Annotated in this window: 14 protein-coding genes; 5 read left to right on the top strand and 9 right to left on the bottom strand. The window is 67.3% G+C overall.

Going from position 1 to position 18,264, the window contains the following annotated elements; all coding sequences use genetic code 11:
- Positions 1–69: 69 nt before the first annotated feature.
- The 4 genes from ACFXJL_RS02940 to ACFXJL_RS02925 form a co-directional block, all read right to left on the bottom strand.
- A complete protein-coding gene (locus ACFXJL_RS02940; RefSeq protein WP_358876207.1) occupies positions 70–660 on the bottom strand; it encodes a malonic semialdehyde reductase in 591 nt (196 codons plus the stop codon).
- A gap of 139 nt (positions 661–799) precedes the next feature.
- The gene (locus tag ACFXJL_RS02935) at positions 800–1,036 is read right to left on the bottom strand and encodes an exodeoxyribonuclease VII small subunit (RefSeq protein WP_358876206.1); all 237 of its coding nucleotides are present in this window, start codon (positions 1,034–1,036) and stop codon (positions 800–802) included.
- A 156-nt stretch (positions 1,037–1,192) separates the two neighbouring features.
- The gene (xseA, locus tag ACFXJL_RS02930) at positions 1,193–2,401 is read right to left on the bottom strand and encodes an exodeoxyribonuclease VII large subunit (protein WP_384688675.1); all 1,209 of its coding nucleotides are present in this window, start codon (positions 2,399–2,401) and stop codon (positions 1,193–1,195) included.
- 214 nt (positions 2,402–2,615) lie between these two features.
- Entirely contained in the window at positions 2,616–4,034 is a 1,419-nt protein-coding gene (locus ACFXJL_RS02925; RefSeq protein WP_384688672.1) for an APC family permease, read from the bottom strand.
- An 80-nt stretch (positions 4,035–4,114) separates the two neighbouring features.
- Here ACFXJL_RS02925 and ACFXJL_RS02920 point away from each other — a divergent pair, with 80 nt between their 5' ends.
- Positions 4,115–5,128 (top strand): 4-hydroxy-3-methylbut-2-enyl diphosphate reductase, encoded by a 1,014-nt coding sequence (locus ACFXJL_RS02920; protein ID WP_384631421.1) that lies wholly within the window; start codon positions 4,115–4,117, stop codon positions 5,126–5,128.
- Positions 5,129–5,158: 30 nt separating this feature from the next.
- The gene (gene ppgK / locus ACFXJL_RS02915) at positions 5,159–5,914 is read left to right on the top strand and encodes a polyphosphate--glucose phosphotransferase (RefSeq protein WP_384688670.1); all 756 of its coding nucleotides are present in this window, start codon (positions 5,159–5,161) and stop codon (positions 5,912–5,914) included.
- Positions 5,915–5,977: 63 nt separating this feature from the next.
- Here the strand turns inward: ppgK and ACFXJL_RS02910 are convergent, their stop codons facing one another.
- The gene (locus ACFXJL_RS02910; RefSeq protein ID WP_358876201.1) at positions 5,978–6,574 is read right to left on the bottom strand and encodes a DUF6542 domain-containing protein; all 597 of its coding nucleotides are present in this window, start codon (positions 6,572–6,574) and stop codon (positions 5,978–5,980) included.
- 226 nt (positions 6,575–6,800) lie between these two features.
- Between ACFXJL_RS02910 and ychF the strand changes: the two genes are divergently transcribed.
- From ychF to ACFXJL_RS02895, 3 genes are all read left to right on the top strand, one after another.
- The gene (gene ychF, locus ACFXJL_RS02905; RefSeq protein ID WP_384688667.1) at positions 6,801–7,889 is read left to right on the top strand and encodes a redox-regulated ATPase YchF; all 1,089 of its coding nucleotides are present in this window, start codon (positions 6,801–6,803) and stop codon (positions 7,887–7,889) included.
- Between the two features lie 691 nt (positions 7,890–8,580).
- Positions 8,581–10,467, top strand: a complete 1,887-nt coding sequence (locus ACFXJL_RS02900) for a DNA/RNA helicase domain-containing protein (protein ID WP_384689145.1) — start codon at positions 8,581–8,583, stop codon at positions 10,465–10,467.
- Between the two features lie 189 nt (positions 10,468–10,656).
- Positions 10,657–12,765: a DUF2075 domain-containing protein gene (locus ACFXJL_RS02895; RefSeq protein WP_384689142.1), complete on the top strand. Its 2,109-nt coding sequence runs from the start codon at positions 10,657–10,659 to the stop codon at positions 12,763–12,765.
- Between the two features lie 74 nt (positions 12,766–12,839).
- On the opposite strand, the gene ACFXJL_RS02890 is transcribed toward ACFXJL_RS02895, so the two are convergent.
- The 4 genes from ACFXJL_RS02890 to ACFXJL_RS02875 all read right to left on the bottom strand — a co-directional run bounded on the left by ACFXJL_RS02890 (position 12,840) and on the right by ACFXJL_RS02875 (position 18,066).
- Positions 12,840–12,968: a DUF6408 family protein gene (locus ACFXJL_RS02890; protein WP_384688664.1), complete on the bottom strand. Its 129-nt coding sequence runs from the start codon at positions 12,966–12,968 to the stop codon at positions 12,840–12,842.
- Positions 12,969–13,919: 951 nt separating this feature from the next.
- Positions 13,920–15,278, bottom strand: coding sequence for a hypothetical protein (locus ACFXJL_RS02885; RefSeq protein ID WP_384688661.1), 1,359 nt, complete (start codon positions 15,276–15,278; stop codon positions 13,920–13,922).
- Positions 15,275–17,275 carry a hypothetical protein gene (locus ACFXJL_RS02880; RefSeq protein ID WP_384688658.1) on the bottom strand — a complete coding sequence of 667 codons (2,001 nt, stop codon included), beginning with the start codon at positions 17,273–17,275 and terminating at the stop codon, positions 15,275–15,277. Before ACFXJL_RS02880 ends, ACFXJL_RS02885 begins: the two co-directional genes overlap by 4 nt.
- Entirely contained in the window at positions 17,272–18,066 is a 795-nt protein-coding gene (locus tag ACFXJL_RS02875; protein ID WP_384688655.1) for a toll/interleukin-1 receptor domain-containing protein, read from the bottom strand. Before ACFXJL_RS02875 ends, ACFXJL_RS02880 begins: the two co-directional genes overlap by 4 nt.
- Positions 18,067–18,264: the final 198 nt, after the last annotated feature.

The following is an 18,264-nucleotide window of genomic DNA, read 5'->3' as shown; positions in this document are numbered from 1 at the left end:
CGCCCCTACGCAGGAAAGGGCCGCCGCACCCAGCAGGGGTGCGGCGGCCCTTTCCTGCTCGGGGTGTGGTCAGACCGTGGTGACCACGTCGTTGTAGGCCAGTCGCGGCGAGCGCGGGAAGGCGGCGTCCTCACCGGGCTTGCCGATGTTGACGATCATGAGCGGGGTGTGGTCGGCGTCCAGGAACTCCTTCTGGACACCGGAGAAGTCGAAGCCGGTCATTGGGCCCGCGGCAAGACCCGCCGCACGGACGCCGACGATGAAGTACGCGGCCTGGAGCGCGGCGTTCAGGCTGGCCGCCTCCTCACGAACCGGGCGCTCGGCGAAGAAGACGTCCTTGGCCTGCGGAAAGTGCGGCAGCAGGGACGGGAGCTCCTCGTGGAACTCATTGTCGGCGGCGAGGATCGCCACGAGCGGAGCAGTGCCGGTCTTGCCCTGGTTGCCCTCCCACATGTGGGGGACCAGGCGCTCACGGGCCTCCGCGGAACGGACCAGGACCACTCGCAGGGGGTTCTGGTTGAAGGCGGTCGGTCCGAACTTGACCAGGTCGTAGATCGCCTGGATCTGCTCATCGGTCACCGGCTCGTCGGTGAAGGTGTTGGCAGTGCGTGCCTCGCGGAAGAGGAGGTCCTGGGCGGTGGGGTCAAGGACGATGCTCATGCTCGGAGTGCCTTTCGGTGCTCGTGGGGGTGTACGACCGGGCATAACCGTAGCCGAATACATTAAATTTCAACTAATCAGTGAGTTGTGACGACCCTCACCCGCCCGCTGCACCCTTGCGCACCCCTCACCAGGGCTTTTAGTCGTTTTCGGCGTCACCCTCGCCCGACTCGGGACCTGCCAGCGCGGCATCCAACCGAGCCCGGGCACCCTCCAGCCAACGGCGGCAGACCTTGGCCAGCTCCTCGCCCCGCTCCCAGAGCGCCAATGACTCCTCCAGCGTCGTGCCGCCCGCCTCCAGCCGGCGCACCACCTCGATCAACTCGTCCCGCGCCTGCTCATAGCCCAGCGCCGCTTCATCCGTCTTCGCAGCCATGCAAACCACCCTTAGATCCCGGACCCGAGGTCCTGTTCCACCGTCCGTACGAGCCGGCCGAAGCCCATGGACCGCTCGGCCCGTGCTCAATGCGCTCCCCGCACCTGCCCTGCTCACCTGGGGCGGGCTCCGCCCCGATGGCGCAGCCCGCGGGCCTCACTCCACGACCCGCACCGCGAACTCGCCCTCGAAGACCCGAGCCCGCAGCTCTTCCCCTCCGCCCACCTCGCCCGGCGCCCGCACCACCGCACCATCGGCACGCTGAAGTACCGCGTACCCCCGCTCCAGCGTGGCCGCCGGAGAGAGTGAGACCACCCGCGCCCGGGTGTGGGAGAGCTCGGACTCCGCGCGGTCCAGGAGATGCCCGAGCACCCGCCGACTGCGCGCCACCAGCGCATCCACCTCGGCCTCCCGCTCGTCCACCATCCGGTGTGGACGCTCCATCGCCGGCCGCCCCAGCGCATGGGCCAGACCGCGCTCCTCGCGCTCCAACACCCCACGGACCGTCCGCAGCGCCCGGTCCCGCAACTGGCGCACCCGCTCCAACTCCTCGCCCACATCGGGCACCACCTTCTTGGCGGCATCGGTCGGTGTGGAAGCCCGCAGGTCGGCGACGAGATCCAGCAGCGGCGAGTCCGGTTCGTGCCCGATCGCGGACACCACCGGCGTACGGCACGCGAAGACGGCACGCACCAGCTGTTCGTCCGAGAACGGGAGCAGGTCCTCCACGCTGCCGCCGCCGCGCGCCACGATGATCACGTCCACCGCGGGGTCCTGGTCCAGCTCCTGAACCGCCTCGATCACCTGGGTGACCGCATGGATCCCCTGCACGGCCACATTGCGCACCTCGAACCGGACCGCGGGCCAGCGCCGCCGGGCGTTCTCCAGGACATCGCGCTCGGCCGCGGACGCCCGCCCGCACACCAACCCCACCCGATGGGGCAGGAACGGCAACGCCTTCTTCCGATCGACGGCGAACAGGCCCTCCCCGCCCAGCGCCCGCTTCAACTGCTCCAACCGGGCGAGCAGCTCACCGATCCCGACAGGCTTGATCTCCACCGCCCGCAAGGACAGCTGCCCCCGCGGCGCGTACCACTCGGGCTTGGCGTGCACCACGACCCGCGCCCCCTCGGAGACGACATCGGCCACCGCGTCGAAGACCTGCCGGTAGCAGGTGACGGCCACGGAGATGTCGTACGACGGGTCACGCAGGGTCATGAAGACAACGCCCTGCCCTGGGCGCCGGGAGAGCTGGGTGATCTGGCCCTCGACCCAGACCGCACCCAGCCGGTCGATCCATCCGCCGATGAGCCGGGACACCTCGCCGACGGGGAGGGGGGCGTCGGGAGACGTGTTCAGAGCCATGCGAACGAGCGTATCGGCCGGCTCCGACAACGCCCCCCGCCTCGACCGATCGGGACCGCTGCCCGGTGCCCGTCAACACCGCGGGGGAGAGGCCATGCCGACCGGATCGACACCCGTTAGGTGCGACCCCAGTGCTCGGCCGGCCGGCTTGGCAGGTGCATCAGGTACATCAGGCGCGTCGGGTGCGTTGGGTGCATCAGGCGTGTCAGGCGTGTCAGGTGCGTTGGGTGCGAGCCCAGCGCACGGCCAGCACCACCAGCCCCACCGCCAACCACACCGCGCCCACCACCTGCGCCGATCCCGCCGCCTTGGCCATCACCGCGATCAGGATCGCCGCCCCGACCACCGGCACCACCACATGCCGGCCCCAGGCGAATCCTCCCGCCCCACCACCACGCTGCACCACGAACCAGCCCACCACGCTCGCGTGCAGCAACACGAACGCCGTCAGTGCCCCGATGTCCACCACCGACACCAGATGATCGAGGCCGTCGTCCCGGCGCGCCGCCCAGACCGCCGCCACCAACGTCACCACGGCTGCCAACAGCAGCGCGACCCGCGGCACCCCCGACCCCGTACGCGCCAGACCCCGGGGCAATCTGCGATCACGCGCCATCGCGAACAGCAACCGCCCCGCAGCCGCCTGCCCGGCCAGCGCGGCGAAAGCGGCACCGATCGCCTTGCTCAGCGCGATCAGATCGTGCAACCAGCTCCCGACCGAGGCATCCACCGCCACATAGAACGCCGCCCCCTGCTTGGCCGGGTCCGCCGCCAACTCCGCCGACGACACCGGCTCCAGCAGGGCCGCCAGATAGGTCTGCACGATGAACAGCACCCCAGCGAGCACCAGACAGAACAACACCGCCCGAGCCACCTTGCGCGAACCGCCCGTCACCTCCTCAGCGAAGGACACGATCGCGTCGAACCCCAGATAGGACAGCACGGCCACCGACACCGCCCCCAACACCGCCGCCAGCGAGAAGTCCCCGTCCCCGGTGAAGGGCGACAGCCAGCCGCGCTGGGCACCGTCCCGCGCCAGCACCACCACCGCGGAGACGACGAAGACCACCAGCACCACGATCTCCATCGCGAGCACGGCGAACCCCACCCGGGCGGCGGCCCGAACCCCCCAGAGGTTCAGCAGCGTGGTCACCACGACCGCGATCAACGTCCACACCCACCGGTCGACCCCCGGCACCAGGGCTTCCATCGCGATTCCCGAGAACAGATAGGCGACCGCCGGGATCAGCAGATAGTCGAGCATCATCATCCAGCCGGCGATGAAGCCGGCCCCGTCGCTGAGGCCCTTGCGCGCGTACGTGTAGACCGACCCGGCCCGGGGCGCGACCCGCACCATCTGCGCGTAACTCACCGCCGTGAAGCCCATCGCAATGGTGGCGACCACATAGACCAGAGCCACCGCACCGTGCGAGCGGGCGTCCAGCGTGCCGAACACACCGACCGGGGCCATGGGCGCGATGAACAGCAATCCGTAGACGACGAGATCGCGAAATCCCAGGGTGCGCCGCAGTTCACCGCCGCCGTTCGGGTCCCGCCCGGGCGCGCCGTCCGCACCCGCCCCGCCCGCGTCCCGACCCCCTCCGCCAGCCGCAGAGACTCCCGCCGTACCCATCCGGCCCTCCGTCCGTCGCCCGTCCGCACACCAGTCTTGGCCCGGGTGGTGATCTCCCGCCTGTTCTGAGCGGCCTTACGATGGGGGGCATGACTGCTACGCCTCTTGCCCGCCGCGTCCTGCTCGCCGCGCCCCGTGGCTACTGCGCGGGAGTGGATCGTGCCGTGATCGCCGTCGAGAAGGCCCTTGAGCAGTACGGCTCACCGATCTACGTTCGCCACGAGATCGTCCACAACAAGTACGTCGTCCAGACCCTGGAGAAGAAGGGCGCGATCTTCGTCGACAAGACGGCGGAGGTCCCCGAAGGCTCCATCGTCATGTTCTCCGCGCACGGGGTCGCCCCCGTCGTCCACGAAGAGGCCGCCGGCCGCCAACTCGCGACCATCGACGCCACCTGCCCCCTGGTCACCAAGGTGCACAAGGAGGCCGTCCGGTTCGCCAACGAGGACTACGACATCCTCCTGATCGGTCACGAAGGCCATGAAGAGGTCATCGGCACCTCAGGCGAGGCCCCCGACCACATCACGCTCGTCGACGGGCCGGACGACGTCGCCAAGGTCGAGGTCCGCGATGAGTCGAAGGTCGTCTGGCTCTCCCAGACCACCCTCTCGGTCGACGAGACGATGGAGACCGTGGACCGGCTGAAGGAGAAGTTCCCCCAGCTGATCTCCCCGCCCAGCGACGACATCTGCTACGCCACCCAGAACCGTCAGATCGCCGTCAAGCAGATGGGCGCCGAAGCGGACCTGGTGATCGTGGTCGGCTCCAAGAACTCGTCGAACTCCGTACGACTGGTCGAGGTCGCCCTCGGCGCCGGCGCATCCTCCGCCCACTTGGTCGACTTCGCCGAAGAGATCGACGAGGCATGGCTCGAAGGGGTCTCCACGGTCGGAGTCACCTCCGGGGCGTCCGTTCCCGACATCCTGGTCGAAGGCGTACTGGAGTGGCTCACCCAGCGCGGCTACGAGGACGTCGAACTCGTGAAGGCGGCCGAGGAGTCGATCACCTTCTCGCTGCCGAAGGAACTGCGCCGGGATCTGCGGGCCGAGGCCGCCGAACTGGTCGCCAAGGCATCCGCGCGCGCTGGCGAGTGACAGTGCGGAGCTGCCCTTACCGTGGGGTCCATGAACGTGTTCGGAGTGGACATCGGTGGATCGGGAATCAAGGGCGCTCCCGTAGATCTTGAGCGCGGTGACTTGGCGGAGGAACGCCACAAGGTACTGACACCGCACCCTGCGACGCCGGACGCCGTGGCGGACGGCGTCGCCGAAGTGGTGCGGCACTTCGACTGGTCGGGCCCGGTGGGCATCACCTTCCCCGGCGTGGTCACCGACGGAGTGACGCGTACGGCGGCCAACGTCGACAAGGACTGGATCGACAAGGACGCGGCGGGGCTGCTCAGCGAGCGGCTCAAGGGTGCACCGGTCACCCTGCTGAACGACGCGGACGCCGCGGGCATCGCGGAAATGACCTTCGGCGCTGGCCGGGGCCGCACGGGCACGGTGATCGTCCTGACCCTCGGGACGGGCATCGGCAGCGCGGTCTTCACCGGCGGACGGCTGCTCCCCAACACCGAGCTGGGGCATCTGGAGCTGCACGGACGCGACGCCGAGACGCACGCGTCGACCAAGGCGAAGGAGGACGAGGACCTGAGCTGGCACCACTGGGCTCGGCGGGTGCAGAAGTACCTCGCCCACGTGGAGATGCTGTTCTCGCCCGAGCTGTTCATCCTCGGCGGTGGAGTGAGCCGGAAGGCGGACAAGTTCGTTCCGCTGATCGAAGGGATCCGAGCGGAGATCGTTCCCGCGGAGCTCAAGAACAACGCGGGCATCGTCGGCGCCGCCATGGCGACGCAGGGCGACCGGCACCACCAGAGCTGACCGGACCAGCAGAACGGAAGGTGGACGGGCCCGGGCCGACAGCGGCCTGCGGCCCATCCCACCTCATCGGACGTGCGGCCGGTGAGCGGGCGGCGGTGCGACGGGGTGGACCTTGCGCCGACGCCGCCCCATCGACCGCACCTTGCGCACGCAGGTGATCAGACCGGCTACGAGGGTGCCGCCGTAGAGCCACCCGGCATGCACGGCGAGCGAGGTGACCACAGCCATGATCTGGCCACCGATGCCGCCCTCCCCACCGGAGATGGGCACGACTCCGACGGCGAACGCAATGGGAACCCCGATGGGTGCCGTGACCAGGTCTGCTTCCCGCACCCACAGGGCCGTCAGTGCACAGACCGGCAAATAGAGCATCCCGAACACCGCGGCCGAGCCGTCGAAGAACAGCCAGTCGAGTGCGCCGATCACCAGCATGGTGACGATGGCGAAGAGACCGGCGCCCAAGCCCGTCAGTCGCGGTGCCGGAAACCGGCGCAGGGCGACGACCAAGGCGGATTCGGAACGGGCCGGGGCCGTGGGCCGGAGCCCGTACACGGCGGGCGCGTCGGCGAGGGCGCTCTGCGGTGAGAGGGGTCCCTGCGGCGTCAAAGGGGGCTGCGGCCGTTGCCGGCGCTGGGGGTTACTCGTCCTGTGCTGCTCCACGACCCCAACGTAGGTTGCGAGCGGCCCGGAAGTCGGCACGGGACACGCACTTTGGATGACCTTGGCGAAGAGTTCGACTCCCCGCCGCACCAAGCGGCGTACCATCCCGTCCTCGCCGGCCCCGACCCGCCCGTAAACTGGGTGGTCGGTCCCCGTCCGGACCGACCGGGATCGCCCGGCATCGGGCCGGTCCCCACCCAGCATCCTCACTCAGGAAGTCGCCAACGTGTCGCTCACGATCGGAATCGTCGGCCTGCCGAATGTCGGTAAGTCGACCCTTTTCAATGCCCTGACCAAGAACGACGTGCTGGCGGCCAACTACCCGTTCGCCACGATCGAGCCGAACGTCGGTGTGGTCGGGGTCCCCGACGACCGACTGGCGAAGCTGGCGGAGATCTTCGGCTCCCAGCGGATCCTGCCGGCGACGGTCGACTTCGTCGACATCGCGGGCATCGTCCGCGGCGCGAGTGAGGGCGAGGGGCTCGGCAACAAGTTCCTGGCGAACATCCGCGAGTCCGATGCGATCTGCCAGGTCATCCGTGCCTTCAAGGACGACAACGTGGTGCACGTCGACGGCAAGGTCTCGCCGAAGGACGACATCGAGACGATCAACACCGAGCTCATCCTCGCCGACCTCCAGTCGGTCGAGAAGGCCGTCCCGCGGCTGACGAAGGAGTCCCGCCTCCAGAAGGACAAGGTGGCGGTGCTCGCGGCGGTCGAGGCCGCCCAAAAGATCCTGGAGTCCGGCCAGACGCTGTTCTCGGCGGGCATCACCAAGGGCACCGAGCAGGGCGACCTGCTGCACGAGCTGCACCTGCTGACGACGAAGCCGTTCCTCTACGCCTTCAACGTGGACGAGGACGAGCTCGTCGACGAGGACTTCAAGAACGAACAGCGCGCACTGGTCGCCCCGGCCGAGGCGATCTTCCTCAACGCCAAGATCGAGTCCGAGCTGATCGAACTGGACGCCGAGGAGTCGCTTGAGCTCCTCCAGTCCATGGGCCAGGAAGAGCCCGGCCTCGCCACCCTCAGCCGGGTCGGCTTCGACATCCTGGGCCTCCAGACCTATCTGACGGCAGGCCCGAAGGAAACCCGCGCCTGGACCATCAAGAAGGGCGCCACGGCCCCCGAGGCGGCCGGTGTGATCCACACCGACTTCCAGAAGGGCTTCATCAAGGCCGAGGTCATCTCCTTCGACGACCTGATCACGACGGGCTCGGTGGCGGAGGCCCGCGCGAAGGGCAAGGCGCGCATGGAGGGCAAGGAGTACGTGATGCAGGACGGGGACGTGGTGGAGTTCAGGTTTAACGTGTAGTCGTGCACTTACTGCATGTGAGGTTTTGAGTCAAGCGTGCACGTCAGAAGGGGTCGGGCTCTGTCGAGCCCGACCCCTTCGTCGTCCCCGTGCTGGACGGGCGCTGGATGAGGGCGATCGGAATCGCGTTTTCGCAGGTGGGAGCGCTGTGCTCGACGTTCAGGTTCAACGTGTAGCGGCTGACGTATCGCCATTCCCAATCTGGCGAACGTGCGGGTCAGTGGGGCTCGACTCTTCGGGTCGAGTCCTTAGCTAGCTTTTTCCCGTGCTGGGATAGCTGTCGCCTCGCCACGTATCGTCGTGGTCATCCGTACCGTGCTGGGACACGACCCGGCGTAGAGCCCGATTCGTCAGCCCTCCACATTCCTGCAGTTCAGGGGTTCTATTCCCTTACCTGGAGGAATGTGCCCGGGCGCATCCTGGCCGTGCCGGTGAGTGACGAAGCAGCGTGGGCGCTTGCACGACATGGAGCGTGCAGCCGAAGTTGGGTCGTCGACTCATGGTCGGCTTCTCGTGGAAGGGGCTGGGCCTCAAGCGCCACGCATGCTGCCGCCGATGCGACAGACAATCTCGCCAGGTACCCTCAAACGCATCGTCAACGCGGCCCGACGGGCTTCCGCTCCACCCCGTGGAGTCTCGAAGGACATGCCCCCACCCGCACGCGCCATTTCGTGTTGCCCGGGGGAAGTCCTTGTTGTTCCGCGCGTCTGCGAAAACGGTCGCCGCCATGGCGCTCGACAGTTCGCTCTATCTCCACCTCACCGAGCAGTTCACCCACAAGCACGGCTACCGGCCCAACCCCTCGGAGTCGCGGTCTTGGGAGCGGAGCATCCCCGCGCTGACCGCCGCGCTCATTGACGCGGGACTCGGTGACGTCGAGGTCATGCTCGAGTACGCACTTCCGATGAACAGTAAGCGAGTCGACGCGGTTCTCGCCGGGATCCACCCACGCACGGGTGACCCCTCGTACGTCGTGGTGGAGCTCAAGCAGTGGAGCCACGTTCTACCGGATGAGGACGACCCGGTGCTCTGCCACGTCCCGTCATACACTCAGCCGGTCCTCAACCCCATCGAGCAGGTGCGCCGCTACTGCGAGTACCTGGTCAACTTCAACGGCGCTGTGGCCGGCCACCCGGAGAGGGTCGGGGGAGTGGCCTTCCTGCACAATGCAACCGAGTTCGATGTGGCTGCCCTGCGCGAGATCGAGTCCGACCAGTGGGGCCAGCTGTTCGCAGGCGACACCCGCGGAGGGTTCATCGACCACGTTCGTGCCCGGCTCAGCCCTGAGTATCCGGGCGCCGCAGCTGCTGATGGGCTGCTCGCGGGCAGGACGATTCCCTCGAAGCAGCTGATGGCTGTCGCAGCGCGGGAAGTCCGCGAGAGGGAGCAGTTCGTGCTTCTCGACGAACAGCAGGTCGCTTACCGAAAGGTCCTCAACGCGGTACGCAAGGCTCAGCAGTCTGACCACAAGGAGGTCGTGGTAATCACCGGTGGCCCCGGCACCGGCAAGAGCGTCATCGCGCTCTCGCTGCTCGGCGAGTTGTACCGGCGAGGCGTCCCAGCTCTGCACGCGACCGGGTCCCAGTCCTTCACCAAGACGATGCGCAAGGTCGCGGGTGCCAGAAAGCGCGAAGTCCAAGATCTCTTCAAGTACTTCAACAGCTTCATGACGACGGAGAAGAACAGCCTCGACGTACTGATCTGCGATGAGGCCCACCGCATCCGTGAGACATCCGCCAACCGGTACACGCCGGCCGCACGCCGGACCAGTAAGCAGCAGATCGACGAGCTGATAGACGTGGCCAAAGTGCCCGTCTTCCTGCTCGATGAGCACCAGGTCGTGCGCCCGGGCGAGATGGGCACGGTGGAGGACATTCGAGCCGCAGCCGCACGCAGGGGTTTGAACTGCCCTGTCGTCAGGCTGGAGAGCCAGTTTCGCTGCGGCGGGAGCGATGCTTACCTGCGCTGGGTGGTGCGGCTTCTGGGACTGGAGACCGGTGGCCCGGTGGTGTGGAACACGGACGATCGCATGCACCTCTTCGTGGCCGACAGCCCGGAAGAGATGGAAGGCTTCTTGGATGGCCGCCGCGGTCAGCACTACAGCGCTCGCATGTCAGCCGGCTACTGCTGGCAATGGTCCCCGGAACCCAAGCCAGGGCAGCCTCTTCCGGCGGACGTGCGGATCGGCGACTGGGCGCGCCCCTGGAACTTGCGCGGCGACCGCTCTGTCTCGGGTGCGCCACCGTCTGCTCTGTGGGCCACAGACCCGGCGGGTTTCGGGCAGATCGGTTGCGTCTATACCGCGCAGGGTTTCGAGTATGACTGGTCGGGCGTCATCATCGGCCCCGACCTGGTGTGGCGCGGCGATCGGTGGGTAACGGTCCGTACGGCATCCAAGGACCCGGTGTTCAAGCGCTCTACGCCGGACGCCGATGTGGATCGGCTGATCCGCAACACGTACAAGGTGCTGCTGACCCGCGGAATGGTCGGCACGGTCGTCTACTCGACGGATCGGGAAACGCAGGAGAAGCTACGAGACCTGGTGGGGACCGGGCGGCGCGTGGACGTCACGGTGTGAATGACCGGACTGAGCTACCAACTTTTCGCCAAGGTGCCACTGACGTCCATGAGACGGCGGGAGTTCGCGTGAGCTGCACGACCTCCTAGGATCGCTTGTAGTCATTGCGGCCCGACGGGCTTCCTCCACACGAGGACATGTCCCCACCCGCACGAGTCACTCGTGCTCTGGGGGAACCACCTCGTGTCGATGCTCCTGCTGAGGCTATCTGCGCAGGACCTGCTCACTCTGAACTCCAGGCGGCGGATGGTGTCGCATCTCGCTGCCAGGTACTGGTACTTCCGAGGGCGCGAGGTGTCCGATACCGAACGGGAGGCATGGGCCGAGAGCCTGGTCGAGTTGGCGGAGGACCTCGTCGAAGCGGGGCGGGGCAACGTCGAGATGGTCGTCGAGTGCGCGGCGACGATCGACGAACCGAAGAAGGGTGAGCCGCCCCTCATCGATGTCGTGCTTGTGGGCCGACACCCGGAGACGGGGCTGCCGTCCTTCCAGCTTGTCGAGCTGAAGCGATGGTCGATGGTGACGCGAGTGGAAGCCGCCACCGCGCAGCTCGTGAGTGTGCCGGGGTTGAAGAGGCCCAAGAAGCACCCTGCGCTGCAACTCAGGAACACTTACCAATTGTTCACTGGAGATCAGGGCCCACTGCGTGGCATCGCGGTGGAATGCGGCGGATTCGCATATCTGCACAATGCCACCGACGACTCCGTTCGACCGCTGCTCGATACGTTGGCGCCGACAGGAGCCTATGAGCGTGTGTACACCCGTGACAGCCGCGATCTCCTCCTCAGGGATCTGCGAAAGCATTTCACGGAGGACGGAGCGGCCTCCGAGGCCGAGCAGCTTCTCAGGTTCATGAACCTTCGCAACACGCCGCTTCTCGACGCGATGATCCGGTCTCGCGGGGAGGACACCGTGTTCACGTTGCGCGGCCAGCAGAAGAGGGTGGCGGTGAGTGTTCTGGAACGAGCCGCCCTGGTCCTCGGCGATCGCGATCAGCCCTCTCCTCCGCGGGACGACGAGAGAGCCGTGTTCATCGTGACGGGTGGTGCGGGTACCGGAAAGAGCGCGGTGGGTCTGCAGCTCAGAGCCGTTTTCGAGGCAGCCGGACGCACGGTGAAGTACGCCAGTGGCAGCCGTGCGTTCAACGGGGCGCTCCAGGAGCAGGTGGGCTACACCGACAAGGAGTTCAAGGAGAGATTCGCCTACTTCAGTTCCTTTGTGACCCCTCCGGATCCTCCCTTGGATGTCCTCATCTGCGACGAGGCGCATCGCCTGAGAGAGCGAACCATCGACATCTACCAGCGAGAGGAGAAGTCTGGCAAGCAGCCCCAGGTAGACGATCTGCTCGATGCCTCCCGCCTCACTGTGTTCCTTCTCGACGAGAGCCAGTCCGTGCGACCCAAGGAAGTCGGAACGGTGAGTCTGATCGAGGAAGCCGCAAGAGCGCGGGGGATCACTCCGCTCCGCTACAGACTCAGGGAGGAATGGCGGTGCGGGGGCAGTGACGCCTACATCCGCTGGGTGCGGGCTGTCCTCGGCATTGAGGAAGGAACCACTGAGTGGACCCCCGACGGTTTGATGCATGTCGAGGTCGCGGACAGTCCGGAGCAACTTGAGTACATCATCAGAACGGAGGCGGCGGCGGGAGCGACTGCTCGCATGGTGGCCGGCTTCTGCTGGCCGTGGACTGAGCCTGTGGGCCAGGGGAAGGCCGCGCGCCTGGAGGCAGACGTGCGGATCGGTGACTGGCACCGACCGTGGAACGCCAAGGGCGACTCATTCCGCGAGAACGGTTCTGTGCCCCCGTCCACGAAATGGTCAGTACATCCGTATGGCATCAACCAGATCGGCTGCGTCTACACGGCTCAGGGCCTTGAATGGGACTGGTGCGGGGTGATCCTTGGCGAGGACATGGTGAGACGCGATGGCCACTGGGTCTACCGCAAGGGGCAGTGGCGCGAGGATACGGAAAGCGGGGTGAAGCGTGTCAGGGTGCCTGGTTCGTTCGACATGAAGCTCCGTGAGGGGACGGGAAGCGAAGAAGAGAAGGCGGAGGAGTTCGCGCGGTGTGTCCGGCACGCGTATCACGTGCTCATGACAAGGGCGAGCCGGGCGACGGTGCTGTACTCCACGGATGAGGAGACACAGGCGTACCTCAAGAGCCGCGTAGGTGACGTTCAGATACACGGCCTGCGGCCTACGTGGGAGAACCTCTCTGCCGAGGCGCGGGTTCCACATCACCCCAGCCCGAAGAGGAAGGGCCATGCCACCACTCCCGGGCAGGAACTGCTCTTCTGAGAGGCCCTTGCCTTAGCGCTAAAGCCGGACAGACTGAAGAGTGGCGGGCTCGCCGGGCCCGCCACGGGCCTGCCTCAGATGAGGTGGCGTGCTGCCACCGCCAGTGCCTCCCACACGAGGTTGGAGATTACGCTCGCGGCGACGCCGGCCAGAATCTCGCGGATCCAGGGACGACGCGCAGGGTTGTACTCGACAGGTTCCATAAGGCCCACTCCGTGGTGTGAGTTCCGAGTGGTAGGACCGCCCTACCGGGCATCCGCCCCATCCGTAACTCACGCCCAGTGGACTGGACCGTGGACTCCGCCTCGTACCCTCCGGGAAGGTGCGCAGCAGTAAAAGCCTATCTCACGGGGCGCTCTCGCTCATCGGGCCAACAGCACTGCAGCCGAATGGAGTTAGAGCTTGAGATCGACCCAGGTGTTCCTTTCCGCCAGCACTGAGGTTGGGCACCGTCTTCGCCGGCCGTCGACTGTCCGCCCACTTTGGGAGCAAGGCAAACGGATACCCCGGGACCGGCCCCCCGTACCCCTGTGAGCAGGACTCTCGACCACGTACGTCGCCTGATGCTGGGACTCGGCCGCCCCGACCGCCGCATACACCCGACTTCTCCCGAAACACCCTGTCGCGCCTGCTGAAGGCCATCGACGTCCAGCAGTCCACGGCTCACGTCAGGTTCGGTGACGCATGGAAGCTGCAGCCGCACCCCCTGGACCGTGAACACGCCGGGGAGGACCGTCTGGCCACGCGCGACGAGCTCGTGCAGGAGGAAGGTCGCGTATCTATCTGGTCGGCCACCGCGGAATCGTCGAGGCCGTCCAGATTCGGGAGCGCCAGGGCGGACCTGTCCGACTCTTCGGAGTCGGGCCCTTGGCTCGTTCCCAAGCTGGGACACGTGGTGCAGCATCACCAACTGAGGCAAGGTCGTGGTCTGTACTGAGCTGGGGCGTCTGATGAGGCTTGCTAGAGAAGGAGGAGCTGTTCCAGTGGGAAGGCGTGCTGGGATGGTGCCTGCGTTGGGCCGTTGCCCCTCCTCCCCACCGTCGCCCGCGGTAGCGTGCGAGCGGGTGATGATCGTGCCCCGATATCGCGACAGGAAGCGCGACTCCGTCGTGGTGTGCGGTGACGGGGCGCTTCGGAGGCCGACACCTATCGGATCAGCTCCCGTCCTCGTCGTCCTCTTCCTGTGCGTGAGGGGTGGCGGGCCGGTGCGGGCTGTGTGAGGTGTCCCAGAAGTACGGAGGTGTCATGTCGCTCTCGTCCGTCTCCCCCCAGCTTTGATTCCGTTCGTCCGCTCCGCTCTCCGCCGACCTCGGCGTGAATGTTCCTGCGCCCGCGCCGTCAGCTGGGTCCTCGGCATCGGCCACGTTGGTGAACGGTGAGTCCTCGGGGGCTGGGTAGGGCGGTGACCAGGGTCCCGTGGTGCCACCCGCTTGCGAAGGTCCATCCTCCGGCCTCTCGCCCTCGTCGGGCTCTGCGAGAAGGGTTCGCCTGATCTCATCGGCGGCCTCGTACAGCCCGGCCATCTGCAGGCTCCGCACCACACGGTGCACGAACGTCGTGCACTCGTCCGTGTCCGGCTTCAGACCCAGTGCTGTCAGCAGTAGGAGCAGCCGGTCCACAACCCCCACTTCGTCCTCCCGGTTGAACGTCCCTCCTCCCTGGCTACGTCCGTTCCACAGTGGCACCCCGACGCCCGCTTCGCTCCGGGCGTCGACGGGCGGGACGAGCAGGTGGCGGAAGAGCTCGGGCACCTCATCGTCATTGGCCGCCGCGGCGATCTGGGCGAGCGGGCCGATCATGTCGACCGCCTTCTCGATTTCGTTCTCGTGCCGGGCCAGCCACCACACCACCGCGCTGCCCGCGCTCTTGAGCACGTCGTCACCGAGGTAGCGGCGCTTGTTGCGCTCGTGCTGACGCTCGTGTTCCCAGATCTCCTCGTCCTTGCGAAGGTCGTTCAACTTCCGCAGGCGCTCACGGTCGGCGAGGGCGAGGACGAGCGTGACATCGGTGGCCATGGCCTGCACACGTCCGCTGCGGTCCGGGATCGGAACGCCCAGCTCGCCCTCCAAGAGATACCGCGCGAAGCTCGCCCGGCCGGGCTCCTCGTGGCGGACGACTTCCAGGGCTCGGTTGACGACCGAGGACACGGCGAGAGCTGGGGCGGCGCCGTCCGACCGGTCGGCGTGATGCGAGGTCGGCCGCCAACGCACGGTGGCGGAGAACAGGAAGTCGTAGCCGTCCGCCGCGCTCGGCAACGCTGCGTCGTTCACCCGCGTCTCCTGATACGGCTGCTCCGTCGGCGCTACGAGTGGTTCGGGTTCTCCGGGCTCGTACGGGTCGGCCGGTGCGCGGCCACCGCTGAAGGCCGTCATCACGAGCAGCAGGGAGCCCGAGGTCGTGACCGCGGACATGAAGCCCCACAGCAGCACTGACCAGTTCAGGAGGTTACCGAGAACAGCCGGTGCGAGGCCGCAGAGCGCGACGAACAGCAGGCTGGGAATGCGGTGTTTCATCGTGCCTCTTCCGTGGTCGGTGGTCCGTCGTCCGCATGCTCCGTGCTCTCGGTGTGGGCATACTGAGCAAGGTCGATGTGATGCCAGAAGAGGGTGGCGACGGCCGCCCGGGACGGGTGGCAGGCGGCCCCTGCCCAGTCGCAGGCGATGGCGTAGAGGCGGTGGAGAGCGGCCGTGCCGCCGTGTGTCGCCCTGACCATCACCTCAAGCGCCATTTCCGGCATGTTGTCGCCCGCCACGGAGTTCAGCCAGCTACACACCAGCGGGGTCCAGAGCTCCGTCGGCGGCTGGAAGAAGACTGTCCGCCAGCCCAGGAACAGGTCCGGCAACGGTGGCGGGTCCGGTGCCCGGTCGCTTCTCAAGAGCTCCGTGAGCAATTGGAGATGGGGTTCCGCCGCTCGCGGCCCCCGACGCATCCGGTCCCGCAAGCGGTCGATCAGCAGCCTGTAGAGCCGACGGTCGCGGCCGACGAGGTCGAGAAGCGCCTCCCGGGCCTCGCCCGCCGCCTCCCCTTTTCGTACGGCGAGGTAGTGGAGCCGCACGATCGCCTGGTCAGGATGCGTCGTGCCGAGGTTCTGGACGCAGGCGCTGGTCAGGACACGGGCGAGACCGTCCGACAAGGGGCCGGACCTCGCGCACTTGTACATCCGCTCGCGGAACCATCCCCCGAACCTCTCGTGGTTGAGGCCGATTTCGAGGGCCGCCGCGGCTCGCGGGTCGCGGGACACCCCCGTCGCGCTGCTCGCCCAACGGGTCGCGAGATTGAAGAGGTGGTCGGGCCGCCCGACGGCCAGCGACTGCTCGCCAAAGCGGACGATGACGTTCACACGATCGTCGATGGACAGAGAACGCAGACCGGCGGCTTGACCGATCCAGTCCCTGAGGTCGTCGCGCACCCCGGGGAAGTTCGCCCAGAAGTACGTCCGTACTGCGTCGGCGTAGGCCAGGCGCTCGAAGCGGAGCCGCCCATCCAGGTCCCGCTCGACCCCGAGCGCAGTCAACCGCTCCCCGAAATCCGTCTGCGCGAGCTCGGTCGTTGCCTCTTCCTTGTGTCTCACTATCCTCATCAGGCCGTGCCATGCCTCGTAGACGGCATCGGCGCGGGCCTCCTCGAACACTGCCGTCGCGAGAAGCAAGGTCCGTTCGGGCGCGGTGCGGACCGTGGCCATCTGTCGGCCCACCTCACCGGCGCGGTCGGTCACCGCGTGCATCGCCTGGTCGAGCCACCCCGCGAAGTCGCCGCCGAACCGCCCGCTGTCGCGAGCGGCCCTCACCAGCCCTGCGAGCCGTGCCAGTTCCCGCATGGGGGAGCGGTCGCACAGGCGCTGGAGGTCGGGGTTCTCCAGGTCCGCAGGGCGGAGAGCCATCCGGTCCATGCGGAGGTATCCGGTGATGACGGCGATGCCCCGGGGGCGCCCCAGTGTCACCAGGTGCGGTTCGAGGTCCGGCGCGTGGATGTGCTCCATGCCCGAAGCCAGGACGACGACCAGGTGTGCCCCGGCCTCATGTACCTGTGACCGGTACACAGCCAGCCGGCCCTGAGCTTTGGCGTACGACTCCTCGTCAACCATCCCGGAGAGATCGAGGAGGAAGCGATCCCCCTCACCGGGGGCGAAAGGACTGTCGTCCGTGTCCTCGGGCTTGGCCAGGGCGGGAAGCTCCTCGAACCGGGCCCCTTCCTCATCGACGCCCCCTTCCTCACCGAGCCTGTGCAGCAACATGATCGCCGCAGCGCGTCGGCCGCTGCCCGGTGGAGCGTCGAGCAGCACCACTGATCCGGGCTTCTCCAGGCGGTCGGAGGCGACGCGGTAGCCCACGGGGGCAGTGAAACGATCGGCCAGCCGCATCCGGTCCTCGTGGACGATCCGGAGGGATTCGACTCGTCTGCGCATCATCCGGTCCGCCGCGTCGCGGCCGTAGAAGTTGTACTGGGGCCCCTCGCCGTTGTTCACCGGGCCGTACGGATCATTGACGGTGACGCGGTCGTGTTCGGTCATCGTTCGTCGTCCGAGCGTCGGCGCTCGCGTTCGAAACGCTGGTGCACCGTTCCGCTGTTGTCGCCCGCCGTGAACTGAACCCCGGTGTTGTCGCCCTCGAAGTGGGGCGCGTTGTATTGGCTGCCCTGACCGGTGTTCACCGGCCCTTGCGGCTCGTTGACGAACGTGCCGGACATGTCTCCGTTGAGGTTTCCGATGCTGCCGCGCATGTGCTGCTCGACATCGCGCGTCCGCATCCTGGTGTGCCCGGTGTCCTTTGCCGACTTCTTGCGGGGCTTTGACTCTGCCCGCTCCCGTGCCGCACGGGCGTCGCGATCCACCGCGCCCAACTCGGGCAGCAGACGGGCGAGGTCGTCGCCGAGTGCCGTCAGGTCTGGTCCTGAGTTGCGGTGGTCGAACCGCTTGTACTGGCAGTCCGCCAACTCCCGCAGATCGTCCGGGAGGACGGCGCTGTCGATCCGCGTGGCCCTGCCTACGAGCACGGGGATCACCAGGATCCCGCGGTCTAGCGCGGTCTGGATCTCACGACGGGTCCAGTCCTGCTCTGCTTCGATGGCGGGACGACCGTTGGCTCCCCGTACCTCTGCCCAGCGCGGGCCGATCACGGCGAGGAGCGCCTCGCACTCCTTCATCGCCCTCACCAGTTCCTTTGGGAAGCGCTGTCCGATCTCAATCGAGCTGCTGGCGAAGAAGATTGGATCCTCGCCGAACCGCCGGACTAGCTCCCGAGCGATCATGGCCGCGGCGGATTCCTCGTCGCCTGTGCGGTAGTTGACGAAGACGTCAGTCATCGAATGGTCCCTTCATATAGGAGGTAGACGGGTGTGAATGGGTACGAGCGCGGGGGGTTGGGCACGAGGGCTCCGTCGCGCTGGTCAGCCCGTGCCACGAGGTCCCGACCGTGCGACGGCACGGCGCGCCCACGGGATGGCGTTCGAAAAGAGGCGTGCTACTGGCGCGTCATGATCGAGGGGCAGCCCGAGGAGCCG

The sequence above is a fragment of the Streptomyces sp. NPDC059256 genome, assembly GCF_042753785.1.
In the GTDB taxonomy this organism is placed as follows: domain Bacteria; phylum Actinomycetota; class Actinomycetes; order Streptomycetales; family Streptomycetaceae; genus Streptomyces.
This window is presented reverse-complemented; position numbering and strand designations above follow the sequence as displayed.

What these genes read in the sequence shown, in the direction of transcription:
- ACFXJL_RS02940 (WP_358876207.1), bottom strand. Translation starts at nt 660, where the DNA reads ATGAGCATCGTCCTTGACCCCACCGCCCAGGACCTCCTCTTCCGCGAG.
- ACFXJL_RS02935 (WP_358876206.1), bottom strand. Translation starts at nt 1,036, where the DNA reads ATGGCTGCGAAGACGGATGAAGCGGCGCTGGGCTATGAGCAGGCGCGG.
- xseA (WP_384688675.1), bottom strand. Translation starts at nt 2,401, where the DNA reads ATGGCTCTGAACACGTCTCCCGACGCCCCCCTCCCCGTCGGCGAGGTG.
- ACFXJL_RS02925 (WP_384688672.1), bottom strand. Translation starts at nt 4,034, where the DNA reads ATGGGTACGGCGGGAGTCTCTGCGGCTGGCGGAGGGGGTCGGGACGCG.
- ACFXJL_RS02920 (WP_384631421.1), top strand. Translation starts at nt 4,115, where the DNA reads ATGGGGGGCATGACTGCTACGCCTCTTGCCCGCCGCGTCCTGCTCGCC.
- ppgK (WP_384688670.1), top strand. Translation starts at nt 5,159, where the DNA reads ATGAACGTGTTCGGAGTGGACATCGGTGGATCGGGAATCAAGGGCGCT.
- ACFXJL_RS02895 (WP_384689142.1), top strand. Translation starts at nt 10,657, where the DNA reads ATGCTCCTGCTGAGGCTATCTGCGCAGGACCTGCTCACTCTGAACTCC.
- ACFXJL_RS02890 (WP_384688664.1), bottom strand. Translation starts at nt 12,968, where the DNA reads ATGGAACCTGTCGAGTACAACCCTGCGCGTCGTCCCTGGATCCGCGAG.
- ACFXJL_RS02885 (WP_384688661.1), bottom strand. Translation starts at nt 15,278, where the DNA reads ATGAAACACCGCATTCCCAGCCTGCTGTTCGTCGCGCTCTGCGGCCTC.
- ACFXJL_RS02880 (WP_384688658.1), bottom strand. Translation starts at nt 17,275, where the DNA reads ATGACCGAACACGACCGCGTCACCGTCAATGATCCGTACGGCCCGGTG.
- ACFXJL_RS02875 (WP_384688655.1), bottom strand. Translation starts at nt 18,066, where the DNA reads ATGACTGACGTCTTCGTCAACTACCGCACAGGCGACGAGGAATCCGCC.